Source organism: Micromonospora sp. NPDC004704 (assembly GCF_053601675.1).
The window spans coordinates 367,843-382,274 of sequence record NZ_JBSGCD010000003.1 but is presented as its reverse complement, the minus strand read 5'-3'; the positions used below and the strand labels follow the sequence as shown (position 1 = coordinate 382,274).

At 69.8% G+C, this 14,432-nt stretch carries 10 protein-coding genes and 1 pseudogene; 6 read left to right on the top strand and 5 right to left on the bottom strand.

Annotation, left to right across the window (positions count from 1 at the left end; all coding sequences use genetic code 11):
• Positions 1-43 precede the first annotated feature (43 nt).
• Together eccCb and ACWEFB_RS06060 are read right to left on the bottom strand one after the other, a co-directional pair.
• A complete protein-coding gene (gene eccCb / locus ACWEFB_RS06065; RefSeq protein ID WP_452282677.1) occupies positions 44-4,489 on the bottom strand; it encodes a type VII secretion protein EccCb in 4,446 nt (1,481 codons plus the stop codon).
• Positions 4,490-4,495: 6 nt separating this feature from the next.
• Positions 4,496-4,957: a hypothetical protein gene (locus tag ACWEFB_RS06060; RefSeq protein ID WP_452282675.1), complete on the bottom strand. Its 462-nt coding sequence runs from the start codon at positions 4,955-4,957 to the stop codon at positions 4,496-4,498.
• A 296-nt stretch (positions 4,958-5,253) separates the two neighbouring features.
• Here ACWEFB_RS06060 and ACWEFB_RS06055 point away from each other — a divergent pair.
• Both ACWEFB_RS06055 and ACWEFB_RS06050 read left to right on the top strand, forming a co-directional pair.
• Positions 5,254-5,763: pseudogene (locus ACWEFB_RS06055) on the top strand (PA14 domain-containing protein); the annotation flags it as partial.
• Between the two features lie 655 nt (positions 5,764-6,418).
• A complete protein-coding gene (locus ACWEFB_RS06050; protein WP_452282673.1) occupies positions 6,419-8,761 on the top strand; it encodes a family 16 glycoside hydrolase in 2,343 nt (780 codons plus the stop codon).
• 59 nt (positions 8,762-8,820) lie between these two features.
• Here ACWEFB_RS06050 and ACWEFB_RS06045 read toward each other — a convergent pair whose 3' ends face one another.
• Positions 8,821-9,702, bottom strand: coding sequence for an alpha/beta hydrolase (locus ACWEFB_RS06045; RefSeq protein ID WP_452282671.1), 882 nt, complete (start codon positions 9,700-9,702; stop codon positions 8,821-8,823).
• A 114-nt stretch (positions 9,703-9,816) separates the two neighbouring features.
• Here ACWEFB_RS06045 and ACWEFB_RS06040 point away from each other — a divergent pair, with 114 nt between their 5' ends.
• Together ACWEFB_RS06040 and ACWEFB_RS06035 are read left to right on the top strand one after the other, a co-directional pair.
• The gene (locus ACWEFB_RS06040) at positions 9,817-10,272 is read left to right on the top strand and encodes a MarR family winged helix-turn-helix transcriptional regulator (protein ID WP_452282669.1); all 456 of its coding nucleotides are present in this window, start codon (positions 9,817-9,819) and stop codon (positions 10,270-10,272) included.
• Between the two features lie 203 nt (positions 10,273-10,475).
• On the top strand, positions 10,476-11,114 hold the full coding sequence (locus ACWEFB_RS06035) for a hypothetical protein (protein WP_452282667.1): 639 nt from the start codon (positions 10,476-10,478) through the stop codon (positions 11,112-11,114).
• A gap of 91 nt (positions 11,115-11,205) precedes the next feature.
• Here the strand turns inward: ACWEFB_RS06035 and ACWEFB_RS06030 are convergent, their stop codons facing one another.
• Both ACWEFB_RS06030 and ACWEFB_RS06025 read right to left on the bottom strand, forming a co-directional pair.
• The gene (locus ACWEFB_RS06030; protein WP_452282665.1) at positions 11,206-11,820 is read right to left on the bottom strand and encodes a hypothetical protein; all 615 of its coding nucleotides are present in this window, start codon (positions 11,818-11,820) and stop codon (positions 11,206-11,208) included.
• A gap of 110 nt (positions 11,821-11,930) precedes the next feature.
• Positions 11,931-12,128, bottom strand: a complete 198-nt coding sequence (locus tag ACWEFB_RS06025) for a hypothetical protein (RefSeq protein ID WP_452282663.1) — start codon at positions 12,126-12,128, stop codon at positions 11,931-11,933.
• A 199-nt stretch (positions 12,129-12,327) separates the two neighbouring features.
• Here ACWEFB_RS06025 and ACWEFB_RS06020 point away from each other — a divergent pair, with 199 nt between their 5' ends.
• Together ACWEFB_RS06020 and ACWEFB_RS06015 are read left to right on the top strand one after the other, a co-directional pair.
• A complete protein-coding gene (locus ACWEFB_RS06020) occupies positions 12,328-13,326 on the top strand; it encodes an aldo/keto reductase (protein WP_452282661.1) in 999 nt (332 codons plus the stop codon).
• A 426-nt stretch (positions 13,327-13,752) separates the two neighbouring features.
• Entirely contained in the window at positions 13,753-14,430 is a 678-nt protein-coding gene (locus ACWEFB_RS06015) for a hypothetical protein (RefSeq protein WP_452282659.1), read from the top strand.
• Positions 14,431-14,432 lie beyond the last annotated feature (2 nt).

Below are 14,432 nucleotides of genomic sequence, written 5' to 3'. Positions count from 1 at the left end.
CGGCGCCGGACGGGCGGGCGCGGAGCGGCCGGGTACGCGGGGCTCAGGGTTCGGCGAGTGCGGTCTGCACGACCTGTACGCCGTCTCGGCGGCGGACCAGCGTGCCCCGGCCCGGTGGCAGCGGGGTGGGGCGGATCGAGCCGAGCACCGCCCCCTCCTCGCGGTTGCCGGACATCAGCAGCCCCGGAGTGTCCAGCTCGCGCAGGCGTTGCAGGACCGGCTCGTACTGGGCCCGGGCCACCCCGGCGACCCGTCGGGCCAGGATCAGGTGCAGGCCGAGGTCGCGGGCCTGCGGCAGCAGGTCGAGCAGGGCCGCCAGCGGGTTGCCGCCACCGGTCGCGACCAGGTCGTAGTCGTCCACCAGCAGGTACAGCTCCGGTCCCCGCCACCAGGTCCGGTCCCGGAGCTGGGCCGGGGTGATGTCGGCTCCCGGGAGCCGCTCCTGCATCACCGAGCGGACCTGGCCCAGTATCTCGCTGAATGCCTGGTGGGACGCGGCGTAGCCGATGAGGTGTTCACCCTCGATCGCCCGGAGCAGGCTGCGCCGGTAGTCGGCGATGACGATCCGCGCCTCGGCCGGGGTGTGCCGGGCCACGATGGTCCGGGCGATGTGCCGCAGCAGGTTGGACTTGCCGCACTCGGCGTCGCCGAAGACCAGCAGGTGCGGGTCGACCGAGGGTTCGAGGTACACCGGGGCGAGGGCGGCCTCGTTCACCCCGATCGGCAGCCCCGGCCGGTCCGGGTCGACCACCCTGGCCAGGTCGTCCGCGGTGAGCGTACGGGGAAGCAGCCGTACGCTCGGCGCGGGTTGCCCGGGCCAGCACTCGCGGATCCGACGGGCCAGGGCGGTGGTCGCCTCCGTCTGTTCCCGGTGCGTCGGTCCGCCCTCGCCGATCCGGGGTGCGGCGGCGACGAAGTGCCGCTTGTCGGCGGTCAAACCCCGGCCGGGCCGGTGACCCGGCACGTTGCGCGCCACCCGGCGGTCGACCTCCGACTCGGTCGGGTCGGAGAGCCGCAGCTCCAGCCGGATGCCGAGCAGGTCGCGCAGGGCCGGTCGGATCTCCGTCCACCGGACGGCGGTGAGGATGACGTGCACCCCGACTCCCGGTCCCCGGGCGGCGAGGGTGAAGATCGCCTCCTCCAGCTCCTCGTAGTCCTGGCGCAGGGCGCTCCAACCGTCCGCCACCAGGAACAGGTCCCCGAACGGGTCCTCGGGAAACTCACCGGACGCCCGCCGGTCCCGGTACGCACCGATCGAGTCGATGCCCAGCCGGCCGAACAGCGCCTCGCGCTCGTCGACGATGTTCTCGACCTCGGCGACGGTACGGCGTACGGCATCGGGTTCGCGGCGGGTGGCGAGCCCGGACAGGTGCGGCAGGCTCGCCAGGTTCGCCAGCGACCCGCCACCGAAGTCGAGGCAGTAGAACTGCACCTCGCGTGGGGTGTGGGTGAGCGCGAGCGCGGCGATGACCGAGGCGACCAGGGTGCTCTTGCCACTGCGGGGCGCACCGACGACGGCGAGGTTGCTGGTCGGGGCGGCGAAGTCGAGCAGGAGCCGGTCCTGGCGCTGCTCCAGGGGCAGGTCGACGATGCCCACCGGCACGGTCAGCAGGTGACGTTCGGCCGCGCGCAGGCCGAGTTCCGGGTCTTCGACCAGGTTCATCAGCCTGTCGAGGCCGGGCGGTTCGTCGAGCGGCGGCAGCCAGATCGGGCGGGCGGGTGTTCCGGAGCCGCGCAGCCGCGAGATCACCACGTCGAGGACGGTGCTGTCGCCCAGTTCGCGGTCACCGGCCAGCGGCGGCGGTACGTGGGCGAGGTACGGGCCGGAGACGTACCCGGCGTGGAACCGGGTCAGGTCCTGGCCGACCCTCAGGTAGCCGTGACCGGGGGCGGTGGGCAGTTCGTACGCGTCGGCCACCCCGAGGACCGCCCGGGACTCCGAGGCGGAGAAGGTGCGCAACCCGATCCGGTACGACAGGTGGCTTTCCAGGCCCCGCAGCCGGCCCTCCTCGATCCGCTGACTGGCCAGGAGCAGATGTACGCCGAGGCTGCGTCCGATCCGTCCGATCAGGATGAACACGTCGACGAAGTCCGGCCTGGCGGCGAGCAGTTCGGCGAACTCCTCGCAGATCACCAGCAGGGTGGGCATCGGGGGCAGGGTCGGATTGGTCTGCCGGGCCCGTTCGTACTCCCACCGGCCGCCCACGTTGCCGGCTTCGCGCAGCACCTCCTGCCGGCGCCGAAGCTCGCTCTGCAACGCCTCGGCCGCCCGTTCGACCAGCGACAGGTCGTCGGCGAGGTTGGCGATGACCGCGGCGGTGTGCGGGAGCTGGCCCAGTGGTCGGAAGGTGTTCCCGCCCTTGTAGTCGATCAGGAGGAAGTTCAGCTGGTCCGGCGTGTGCCGCATCGCCAGCGCCGTGACCAGCGTACGGAGCAGTTCGCTCTTGCCGGAGCCGGTCGCGCCGACGAGCAGGCCGTGCGGCCCGTCACCGCCCTGCGCGGCCTCCTTGATGTCGAGCTGTACGGGCCCCCCGTGTTCGTCGAGCCCGATCGGCACCCGCAGGTAGTCGGCGCCGCTCGGGGTGCCGGCGCCGGTGAACTCCAGCAGCGCGGCGTAGTTCGGCACGCCGAGCACGGTCAGGACCTCGCTGGGTGGCGGGACCGTTCCCGGCGTCTCCACCGTTTCCACCGCACTCGTCGGGTCGCCCGGATCGGTCTGCGGCACCACCACCCCGCGTGGTACGCCGCCGGTCTCTCCCCACGGGGGTAGGCCGTCGATGGTCCCTCCCGGCGTTCCGTCGCCGGACGGCCTTGGTGGCTGCCACGCCTCGGCGATCGTCGAGATCAGCAGCGCTGCGCCGTCGGGTGCGCCGTCCACCGGTTCGGTGTCGACGTCGACCTCGCTCGGGGTCAGGTCGGGCAGGGCGATGCGGAAGGTCTGCCGGCCGTGGATGGCCCAGCCGGGGAGGTTCGGCAGGCGGCCGGCGTGGTCCGGGTTGACCCGCGACTCGTGCGGTTGGGTCAGCCGGGTCTCGATCCGCGACTGGGGCAGTTCGAGCAGTTCCTCGGGGATCGTCCGCCAGCTCCGGTCGAGTACGGCGACGTGCATGCCGTACCCGAGGCCCTTGTTGGCGAGGTCGATGACCCTCGGGGCGAAGTCGTGGATCAGCGTGGCGAAGTCCTGCCAGCGGTCGACCACGAGAAAAACGTCCGGGTACGGTCCGGAGTCCAGCATGGCCCGCTTGGCGCGCAGGCTGGTCGGTGATTCCAGTTCGTGTTCGCGGAACAGTTGCTTGCGCCGCAGCACGTCCTGTTCGAGGTGGTCGAGCAGCTTGCCGACCTCCCCCACCTCGTCGTCACCGACCACCGCCCGTACGTGTGGCAGCCGGCGCATCGGGCCGAGCCAGTTGCCGCCGGATTCGAGGCAGTAGAACGCGACCTCGCGATCGGTGTGGGTGAGGGCGAGCCCACCGATGATGGTGCGCAGCAGGGTGGTCTTGCCGGTGCCGGCGCGCCCGACGAGCAGCAGGTGCCCCTCGGTGGCGGCGAGGTCGAGCCAGACCGGTTCACCGGCCGGTTGGTCGATCCGCTGCGCCTGCCCGATCGGCACCTTGAGCAGCCCGCGCCGGCGCCATTCGGTGGCGCAGAGGCGTACGTCGTCGCTGGGTTCGAGCGGGCCGAGCAGGTCACCGAGGCGAACCTCTCGCTGGTCGCGGTGGCGGCGCTGGCGGTGGTGCCCGTCCCGGGACAGGGCGATGTGGATCTCGTCGCTGGCCCGGCCGAACTGGCACGGTGACTGGTTGGGCGCCCGCCGGGGCAGCTCCATCCGCACGTACCGCCAGAGGTCTTCGGGGGTGATCCGCCCGATCCCGGTGATGTCGGCGGCGCCGGTGCCCAGCCCCTGGATGATCGTCTCGGTGAACGCGGACCGCAGCCGTGGGGTGATCTCGGTGGCGGGGCGGCCGTCGTCGGCCCGCTCGACGGAGTTGGTGGCGGTGATGACGTAACGCCCGTATCCGGCGCTGAGCTCACCGTCGATCGGCAGGTCGTCGGTGGACTTGAGGCCCTGGCCGTCGAAGGCGCCGCTGTAGCAGCAGTCGAGCAGGATGACCGAGCTGGCGGCGTCGGACTCGTCGAGGAGTTCGCGGACGAAGGAGGCGGAGATGGCGGTGGACGACAGGGCGTCGAGTTCGGTGTTTGCCACCGCCAGGTAGAGCCGGCCGCGTTTGTTGCTGCGGATCCCATGACCGGAGAAGTAGAGCAGGAACAGGTCCTCGGGCCCGGCCGTACGCAGCATCGACTCGATCGCCCGCTCGACCGCGCTCTTGGACTCGTTCTCCAGCAGTACGGTGTGGTCGAACGCGCCGACGTCGGCGTCCGACAGCAGGCTGGACAGGTCGCGGGCCTCGTCGCGCGGCGCGTACAGGTCCGACAGCGACTCGTCGATGTACCGGTCGTTGGCGATCAGCAGGGCGAGGCGGCGTCCCATCGTGACTCAGCGATCGGTGTCGGCGCGTTGTTCGCCCTCGACCGCCCGTGGTCCGTCCCCGCCGCCCGGCGGAGCGGGTGCGGTGCTCAGCGGAGCCGAACCGGTGCCGAAGATCTTCTCCAGTTGGGCGACCAGGGCCGGGTCGTCGAGCCGGGTCGAGCCGGTGATCTCGACCTCGTTCTCGCCGCTGCGCAGCCTGATCGACCGCGCGTTGGCCCGGTTGACGTACGCGACCACGATCTGGGCGATCGCCCCCATGGTGGCGGCGGAGAAGACACCGCTGACCACGAGCATGCCGAGTTCCCACGCCTGGGGCGACTTGCCGGGGCCGATCGCGGTGGATCCCGCGTGCCCGATCCGCAGCCCACGGATGGTACGGAGGTCGTCGGCGAGCCCTCCGGCGAGTGCGTCGAGCCGTTCGGCCGCGACGGGTGTCTGCGGTTCGATCGCGACGGCGACCTCGGACATCGGTGATACCTCCCACGGTTCGCGCGCGTCTACATTGAACACCACCGTGCCCCGCCCGGCGGGGTACGGCCGCCACCCGCCGGAACTTTTGTATCCGTCGATCGGAAGTTGTGGCGGTCGCCGCGAAAGGCATAGAAAATTCGACGTTTGTCGATTAGTGTGACGCCAACCTCAGCGCGACGTATCGGCGAAGTTACATCGTCGGCGTGGCTGGCCTCCGAGTCGGTGTCTCCGGGCCAGTTGTCGACGGGGCGTCGCATGTGGACCGTCCCGTCCCACCGCGCCCAGGAGACACCATGGACAGACGATGGCTTCGCCATGCCCTCGCAGTTGCCTCCCTCGCCCTGGTAATACCCGCCACCCTGCCCTCGCCCGCCTCGGCGGGCCCGATCCGCGCCACGGCGCCGGTCCACGCCACAGGCCCACTGTCGGCGCTGGCCCCTCCGCCGCAGGAGCCCGGCGTCACCCTGCGGGTCTTCGACGTGCAGGTGCCGCTGGAGGAGATCTGCGTACTCAAGCCGGGGCAGACGCCGAACATCGACAAGCTGATGCCGACGATCAACTGGACCACCACCGCGGACTTCGGCGGGATCGCGGACAACTTCGTCACCCAGGTGATCGGCAACATCAACGTTCCCCAGGCGGGTACGTACAACTTCCGGCTCTTCAGTGACGACGGGTCCCGGCTGACCATCGACAGCACCGTGGTCATCGATCACGACGGCCTGCACGGCGCCAACCCGCCGGTCGACGGCTCGATCGCCCTGACCGCGGGTTACCACTCGCTGCGCATCGACCACTTCGAGCGCGGCGCGGACCAGCAGATCACCCTGCACTGGCAGCCGCCGGGCGCCTCGTCGTACGTCCTGGTCCCCAACTCGGTGCTCAGCACCGATTCCGGTGTCGTACGGGTGACCGCCCCCGGTCAGAAGCAGTGCGAGGCGAGCACCGACACCCCCGGTGACGGGCTGCCGCTGACCTCGGTCCACCCGAGCTACAACCTGACGAACCTGCGCCCGACCGGCTTCCAGCCGCAGGTCACCGGGATGGACTTCTTCCCCGACGGCCGGCTCGCGATCACCACCTGGGGCGGCACCGACAACCTGCTCGGCGAGGTCTGGGTCCTGGGCAACACCACCGGGAACACCGGCCCCGGCCAGGTGACCACGCAGCGGGTGGCGAGCGGGCTCCGGGAACCGCAGGGGATCAAGATCGTGGACGGCAAGATCTACGTGTCGGAGAAGCACCGGCTGACCGAACTGAACGACACCAACGGCGACGGGGTGACCGACAACTACCGTACGGTCGCGACCTGGCCGTTCGGCGGGAACTTCCACGAGTTCGGGTTCGGCCTGCTCTACCAGGACGGGTTCTTCTACCTCAACCTCTCCGTCTCGATCAACCTGGGCGGGAACACCACCGACCCGCAGCCGGCCCCGAACCGGGGGCACCACCATCAAGGTGAACCGGACCACCGGCGCGGTCAGTTACGTCGCGGGCGGTCTGCGTACGCCGCACGGGATCGGGTGGGGTCCGGAGGGCGGCATCTTCGTCACCGACAACCAGGGCGGTTGGCTGCCGTCGTCGAAGCTGCTGCACGTCAAGCAGGACCGGTTCTTCAACCACTACATGAACCCGGCGGGCCCGTTCGACTCCCGCCCGGTGACCCAGCCGGTGCTGTGGATGCCGCAGAACGAGATCGCGAACTCGCCGAGCACCCCGGTCTACCTGAACACCGGCACCTTCGCCGGTCAGATGCTGATCAGCGACGTGACGTACGGCGGGATCCAGCGGGCGTACCTGGAGAAGGTCAACGGCGAGTACCAGGGCGCCCTGTTCCGGTTGACCCAGGGCCTGGAGGCCGGGGTGACCGAGCTGACCCAGGGTCCGGACGGCGCGATCTACGCCGGTGGCCTGGGTGCGGGCGGTAACTGGGGCCAGGAGGGCAAGCTCAGCTACGGCCTGCAGAAGCTGACCCCGAACGGTGCGAACACGTTCGACATCCTGGCGATGCGGGCGACGCCGACCGGTTTCGAGCTGGAGTACACCCAGCCCCTGTCGGCGGCGACCGCGGCGGCGCTGGCCACCTCGTACAAGGTGCAGCAGTGGCGGTACCAGCCGACCGCCGCGTACGGCGGCCCGAAGTTGAACCTGCAGACCCTGACCGTCTCCTCGGCGACCCTGTCGGCGGACGGGAAGAAGGTCAACCTGGTGATCAACGGTCTCCAGCCCGACCGGGTGGTGTACGTCCGTTCGCCCCGCCCGTTCACCTCGAACACCGGTCAGTCGCTGTGGAGCACCGAGGCCTGGTACACCCTGAACAGCATTCCCGGCACCGCCGCCCAGCCGAACCTGGCGCTGGGCAAGGTCGCCACCGCCGACTCCTCGTGCAAGGCCGACGAGGGTCCGGCGAAGGCGGTCAACGGCAGCGTCACCGGCGGTGTCCTGGACAAGTGGTGCTCGACCGGCACCTCGAAGTGGCTCCAGGTCGACCTGGGCCAGGCGCAGACGGTGAGCCGCCTGGTGCTCCAGCACGCCGGGGCGGGCGGGGAGCAGGCGTCCTGGAACACCCGCGACTTCACCCTCGCGACCAGCACCAACGGCACCACCTGGACGACGGCCGCCACGGTGACCGGCAACACCGCATCGACCACCACCCACACCATCACCCCGGTCCAGGCGAGATACGTCCGGGTGAACATCACCGCCGGTGAGCAGGCCGGCGGCAACGCCGCCCGGATCTACGAGTTCGAGGCGTACGGTGCTTCGGCTCCGCCGCCGACCACGAACCTGGCCCTGGGGAAGCCGGCCAGCGCCGACTCCTCGTGCAACGCCAACGAGGCTCCGGCGAAGGCGGTCAACGGCAGCGTCACCGGCGGCGGGACCGACAAGTGGTGCTCGCTCGGGTCCTCGAAGTGGCTCCAGGTCGACCTGGGCCAGGCCCAGTCGGTGAGCCGGTTCGTGGTCGCGCACGCGGGTGCGGGCGGGGAGAACACCGCCTGGAACACCCGTGACTTCACGATCGCGACCAGCACCAACGGCACCACCTGGTCGACGGCGGCCACGGTCACCGGCAACACCGCCTCGACCACCACCCACAACATCACCGCGGTCCAGGCCCGCTACGTCCGGCTGAACATCACCGCGCCGACCAGCACCACCGACAACGCGGCCCGGATCTACGAGTTCGAGGCGTACGGGACGGCTGCGCCGCCGACCCGGATCAACCTGTTCGACGGCACGAACCTGTCGGCGAACTGGGAGCACACCAACGGGGCCGCGCCGACCTGGCCGGTGTCGAACGGGTCGGCCGAGGTGCTCGGCGGGGATCTGCGTACCAAGCAGAGCTTCGGCGACTTCAAGCTGCACGCCGAGTTCTGGATCCCGAACCTGCCGCCGGAGGTGACCGGCCAGGCGCGCGGCAACAGCGGCATCTACCTCCAGGACCGGTACGAGTTGCAGGTCCTGGACTCGTTCGGCGACACCACCCCGGCCGACAACGAGTGCGGCGGTTTCTACCAGAAGCGGGCCCCGGACAGTAACCGGGCGACCGCGCCGGAGACCTGGCAGACGTACGAGATCACGTTCCGGGCGGCCCGGTGGAACGGGACCACCAAGAGCGAGAACGCCCGGGTGACCGTGGTCTGGAACGGCGTCGTCGTGCACAACAACGTCGAGATCGACGGGTCGACCGGTGGCGGTGCCGCCGAGAGCCCGGCGATCGGCCCGATCAAGCTCCAGGACCACGGCGACGCTGGCGCCAACGTCCGTTACCGCAACATCTGGATCGAGCCTCAGAGCTGAGGCGGGACCCGGCGGCGCGGGGCCAACGTCGTCCCCGCGCCGCCGCCACCACCGGACCGCTACGCGGAGAACCGGGTACGCAAAAATGCACCCGCCCTGGTCAGGGCGGCGTCGCCCTCTTCGAGTACGGCCGCGAACGAGTGGAACACGTGCGGGACCTCCGGCGTCACCTCGAGCGTCACCGCCATGTCGGCGCTCGCCGCCGCCGTGGCGAGCCGGGTCGCGTCGTCGAGCAGGATCTCGTGCGATCCGACCTGGATCAGCAGCGGCGGGAGCCCGGCCAGGTCCGCGAAGACGGGGCTGATCAGCGGGTCCGTGACGCTGTGGGTGCCGGCGTACCCGGCGGCCCGCTCCCGCAGGCCCTCCTCGCCGAGGATCGGCTCGACCGCACGCTTGGCGCTGATGCTCGCCCCGCTCAGCGTCAGGTCGACCCACGGGGAGATCACGAAGGCCGCGACCGGCAGCGGAACCCCCTCGCTTCTCAGCTTCACCAGGGTTGCCAGGGCCAGGCCGCCGCCGGCGGAGTCACCGGCAATCGCGATCCGGTTCGCCGGTACGCCGCTGTCGAGCAGCCCCCGGTACGCGGCCACCGCGTCGTCGAGCGCCGCCGGGTACGGATGCTCCGGCGCCAACCGGTAGTCGACGTTCACGACCCGCGCTCCGGCCCGGCGGCCGAGATCGGACGAGAGCCCCGCGAACGCCTCGGCGCTGCCCAGCGTGTACGCGCCGCCGTGCAGGTAGAGGATGACGTTGTCGGCCTCAGCCCGCTCGATGTCGACCACGGGTACGCCCCCGAGCGTCGACAGCTTCGTCCGGGCTCCCTCGGCCAGCGGCAGGGCCCGCATCATCCGGTCGTACCCGGCCCGCTGCTCGGCCAGGGTGTGGCTCGGCGGCGCCTGCCGGATCATCTGGTCGAGCGCAACCCGCTGTTCCCTGCTCATGATCCATCTCCATCCGAACCCCCGAGGGGCTCACTACCTAGACTCGACGTGGTGGTGCCTCCGGCCCAACACGTTGCCACGGAAGTTAATTCCACGGAATCTAAGTGCGGTGTGATGAACCTCAAGCAGCTCTTCACCGAACTGGTACGCCTGGAGACCGAGATGTGGAACGCGGTCGACCAGCGGCTGCGCGCCGAGTTCGATCTCCCACTGGGCAGGTACGACCTGATGCAGGTGATCTCGCGTACCGAGGGATGCCGGGTGTACGACCTGGCCCGGGAGGTGTCGATCACCGTCGGGGCGGCCAGTAAGAGCGTCGACCGGATCGAGGCGAACGGGCTGTGCGTACGCCGGCCGCACCCCGAGGACCGGCGCTCCTCGATCATCGAGCTGACCCCCGCCGGAGAATCCCTGCTCGCCAAGGCCACCGCCACGGTCGAGAACGAACTCGACGTACGGCTCGGCTCGGCGCTCCCGAAGCGCGACCTCGAACACCTCGGTGCCACCATCAGCACCCTCCGCGCCGCCGGAGCCCGCGCCGACGCCGAGACACAGGCGCAGGGGCGCTGATCGCCGACCCGCGTGCCCGTCGGTCCAGCCGCTGGCTTCGAACCGGCCCGGCGGCAACGGATACAGTAGGTCCGCGTCGTTGATCGTCGGCTGCCCGAGGTGCACGACCACACCGTTGACGGTGCGCAAAGGCGGCCGGCGATCAACACGAGGCGCCCTCCGGGATCTGCTCGGACAGCCGCTCACGCCCTGACGATGGGCGAATGAGCCGATCCGACGACGCGCCGATCAACCGACGAACAGTTCTCCGCACGGGCGCCCTGCTCGGCCTGGGTGCCGGCGGCCTCTTCGGCACGGGTGCCGCCGAGGCCGGAGCACCCTCGACCGGCGGCATCCTCCGCACCGACCCCACCGGGGCCTACGGCGACGCGCCCTCGCCCACCGTCGCCCTCCGGTCCGACCAAGCCTCCGGCCTGTACGTGAGCGAGTCCCCCGGCATCACCCCGGCCCGTACGCCGTTCGACCCGAAGGCCCGCCCGGAGCAGAGCGTCAACGTCACCCGGCGACTGTCCTTCCGCAACAGCTACGGTCCCCGGATCCAGATGGTCATCGCCTACTACAGCCCGGTGACCTGCTCGGCCTGGGGAATCTGGGGGACCCGTGGCTGGTGGATCCTCGACTCCGGGCAGACCGCCCTGGTGTTGATCACCGACGTCAGGGTGGCGTACTTCTTCGCCGAGGCCGCCGACGGCGCCTTTTGGGCCGGTTCGGACCCGACCATGTTCGCGCCCGGTTTCGCCTTCGACTCGTGCATCTGGAACCAGCGCATCGGCGACCGCCACCTGGGCCTGCGCGGGGTGGACATCCGCGCGGAGAACTACACCGTCAACCTGACCCCCTGACCCGTTCCCCCGGCCGAACCGGCATAACACGTCGAGTTCTTACATCGTCTTTGATGTACGTACATCAAAGACGATGTACGTCCGAACCGAGTTACTCGCCCGCGGCCCGAACCTCGGCCACCGCCGCCCGGAGGCGTCGACCGGATCCGACCCCGATCGCCCGTTCCCACGCCCAGGTGGGGAAGCCGCTGCCGTTGTCGTAAAAATCCGCGAGCAAGGCTTCGAGTTCCGGTGCCGGCCCCTTCTCGGTGAGCAGGACAACCAGCGCCGCCTCCCGACGGCTGCGATCGGGCAGGTCGGCGTCGGCCCGCAGGCGTTCCTCGAAAACGTCCCGGTCGAGCAGGGCGACGAACTCACCGAGCTGCTCCGAGAGCAAGTCCGCCAGCACCGGCCCGTGGGTGTGCACCGCCTCCACCGAGCCGATCGACCACTGATGATCACCGCCGGGATGCCAGAGCCGCGTCTCGACCACGCCTTCCGACGCGTACGGATCTCGCAGGTCGGAGTCTTCCTCGGTTTTCCTCATCCAGCTCAACCAGGGCCGTGGCACCAGCGCGATGTTCTGGAAGTGGACCACCACCGCGTCACCGCTGTCCGCGAAGCGCCGGTACGTCCTCCCCTTGCCGCCCACACCGTGCGCGGCCATCACCGGCCGTACGTACTGTCGGAACAACAGCCGCACGGCGGCGTCACGCGGACCGGCCACGCTCACTTCGTACTCCCGGGGTTTGGCGCTTGTGCGGTTCGGGCCTGGACCCTCGCACGCGGGTCTGTCATTCCCGCCGCTGCGGACAGCGGCGATCGGGAGCGGGCCGCTCACCCGACGTTGCGCTGTGCCGCCACACCGCTGGCGCGTACGCGGGTCGCCCAGGCCAGTTGGGGGCAACCGTCACGGGTGCACTGCCGGCAGGTGCCGGGTTGCCAGCTGTTGCCACCGGGCTGGTGCTGCTGCCAGGTCAGGTCGGCGGACGCACGGATCACGCCCGCGTTGATCGGCTCCTGGTTGCGGCTCATGGCGATGACTCCACTCCTTTTAGTGACGATCGCGCTACCCTCGATCAAAACGTGTACGTGCGCCCGACGGAACCGTCCGGCCGGTCAATCGTGAATGTCCTTCGGATATCAACTAGGTCCTATGCCCGGTCGGAGCCCCTGCCAGGAGGCCCTGCCGGACCCTCCCGGCGACCCGCGCGGCCTACTACCGTGTTGAACCATGGACAAGCGCACCCTCGGCACCAGCGGCCCACAGGTCTCCGCCATCGGTCTCGGCTGCATGGGTATGAGCAGCGGATACAGCGACCGGCCCGACCGACAGGAAATGATCTCCCTGGTCCGCGGTGCCGTGGACCGTGGCGTGACCTTCTTCGACACCGCCGAGGTCTACGGCCCGTATGCCAACGAGGAACTTGTCGGTGAGGCGCTGGCGCCGTACCGGGACCAGGTGGTGATCGCTACCAAGTTCGGCTGGGACATCGACCCGGTCGAGGTCAAGTCGACCGGGCGGGTGATCAGCCGCCCCGATCACATCCGGAAGGTCGTCGAGGGCTCGTTGCGCCGCCTCGGGGTCGACACCATCGACCTCTACTACCAGCATCGGGTTGACCCGCAGGTGCCGATCGAGGACGTCGCGGGCACGGTCGGGGAGCTGATCGAGGCCGGCAAGGTGAAACACTTCGGCCTCTCCGAGGCGGCCGCCGGGACGATCCGACGGGCGCACGCAGTCCAGCCGGTGGCCGCCGTGCAGAGCGAATATTCGCTGTGGTGGCGTCGCCCCGAGGAGGACGTGCTGGCCACGTGCGCGGAGCTGGGCATCGGCTTCGTGCCGTTCAGCCCGCTCGGCCGGGGTTTCCTCACCGGCACCATCACCGCGTCGACCAGCTTCGACCCGAGCAACGACATCCGCAGCAGCATCCCCCGGTTCGCGCCGGACGCCCTCGAACACAACCGGGCCGTGGTCGACCTGCTCACCGGCATCGGCCAGCGCAAGAACGCCACCCCCGGCCAGATCGCCCTGGCCTGGCTCCTGGCGCAGCAGCCGTGGATCGTCCCGATCCCCGGCACCACCAAGCCGCACCGGCTGGACGAGAACCTGGCCGCCGCCGACATCGACCTGTCCCCCGACGAACTCGCCGAGATCGACAGCGCCGCGTCCACAATCCAGGTCCAGGGTGGCCGCTACAGCGACGCCGCCGAGAGCCTCACCAACCTCTGACCGTCCCGGTCCGATGATCGTTGCTCCCTCACGCACGTCACACGCCGCCAGCGACGTGCCTGAGCGAGCAACGATCACGGCAACTTCAAGCCGGGCCACCCCCGGACCAACCCGCCGGGCCGTGTAACGCGTCAATCTCTTACATCAAATTCGATGTACGTACCCGCCTGGTGATGTACGCCCCCCGCAACGTCTGCCGCGCCCGGCCGACGGGAGCGCCCGTCCACCTCAGTCGATGTGTTCCGCGCCGACGGGTCGTCCACGCCCCGCTGATCGGCTGACGGCTTCGCCCACCCTGCCGCCGCGTACGGCCCGTCCGTACCTTTCAATGCGGCCTGGTATCGCTAGTATCTGATTACCGAACCATTGATACGACGCAATGACCCGCGCACTTACGATGCCCCTCCGGCGAGCGGGAGATATCAAATGTCGGATTACATTGAGGTCTTCGGGTCCGCCGCCGTGGCGGGAGCGGTCTTCACCGCCGGTGGCGGCTTCGTCCTTATGCTCATCTTTCTTATGGTGCACGTTGCCGTACCAGGAATGGACAGGCTCCTCGGCCGCATCCTCGGTGCGGTCTTCGGCCGGTTCCTGGGCTTCTGGGCGCTCGGCATGCACGTGGCTGCGCTTTTCGTGCTGTTCTTCGCCCCGTCCGTGGCCCCGCCCGGCGCCGGCAGGGACGGGCTCGTGGCAGGGTCCCTCGCCGTCCTCGCCATCTACTGGGCGCTCAGGGTGGGTCGCGGGTCGTCCGCCGCTCTCCTGGACCCTGCGCAGCTCAGCGGTCACCCCGGTCAAGCCCGCGGGGTCGACGACGGTCGGTACAACGGCGAATGGGCCTGGCGATCGGGGCGACCGCGGGGCGTGGGCGAGTACGCGTTCCGGCTCAGGAATGGCGTCGGTATCTGCACCGTGACCAACGCACCGTCATACTTCGGTCCGGGCCAGACGATTCTGGTGGTCGAGGAATTCAACCGGAAGGATATCCGGGGGCGGCAGATGTTCACCGACGGTCGCTGGTACCCCGTACGGTTGCGATTGTCGGGTTCTGGTCTTTTGAAGATGAACAGTGGCAGCGAACGGTGGGAAATGACAAAGGTCGGTTAGGC

Excerpts from the sequence above, each read along its gene's own strand:
- ACWEFB_RS06060 (WP_452282675.1), bottom strand. The coding sequence starts at position 4,957 with ATGTCCGAGGTCGCCGTCGCGATCGAACCGCAGACACCCGTCGCGGCC.
- ACWEFB_RS06020 (WP_452282661.1), top strand. The coding sequence starts at position 12,328 with ATGGACAAGCGCACCCTCGGCACCAGCGGCCCACAGGTCTCCGCCATC.
- ACWEFB_RS06045 (WP_452282671.1), bottom strand. The coding sequence starts at position 9,702 with ATGAGCAGGGAACAGCGGGTTGCGCTCGACCAGATGATCCGGCAGGCG.
- ACWEFB_RS06035 (WP_452282667.1), top strand. The coding sequence starts at position 10,476 with ATGAGCCGATCCGACGACGCGCCGATCAACCGACGAACAGTTCTCCGC.
- ACWEFB_RS06025 (WP_452282663.1), bottom strand. The coding sequence starts at position 12,128 with ATGAGCCGCAACCAGGAGCCGATCAACGCGGGCGTGATCCGTGCGTCC.
- ACWEFB_RS06040 (WP_452282669.1), top strand. The coding sequence starts at position 9,817 with ATGAACCTCAAGCAGCTCTTCACCGAACTGGTACGCCTGGAGACCGAG.
- eccCb (WP_452282677.1), bottom strand. The coding sequence starts at position 4,489 with ATGGGACGCCGCCTCGCCCTGCTGATCGCCAACGACCGGTACATCGAC.
- ACWEFB_RS06015 (WP_452282659.1), top strand. The coding sequence starts at position 13,753 with ATGTCGGATTACATTGAGGTCTTCGGGTCCGCCGCCGTGGCGGGAGCG.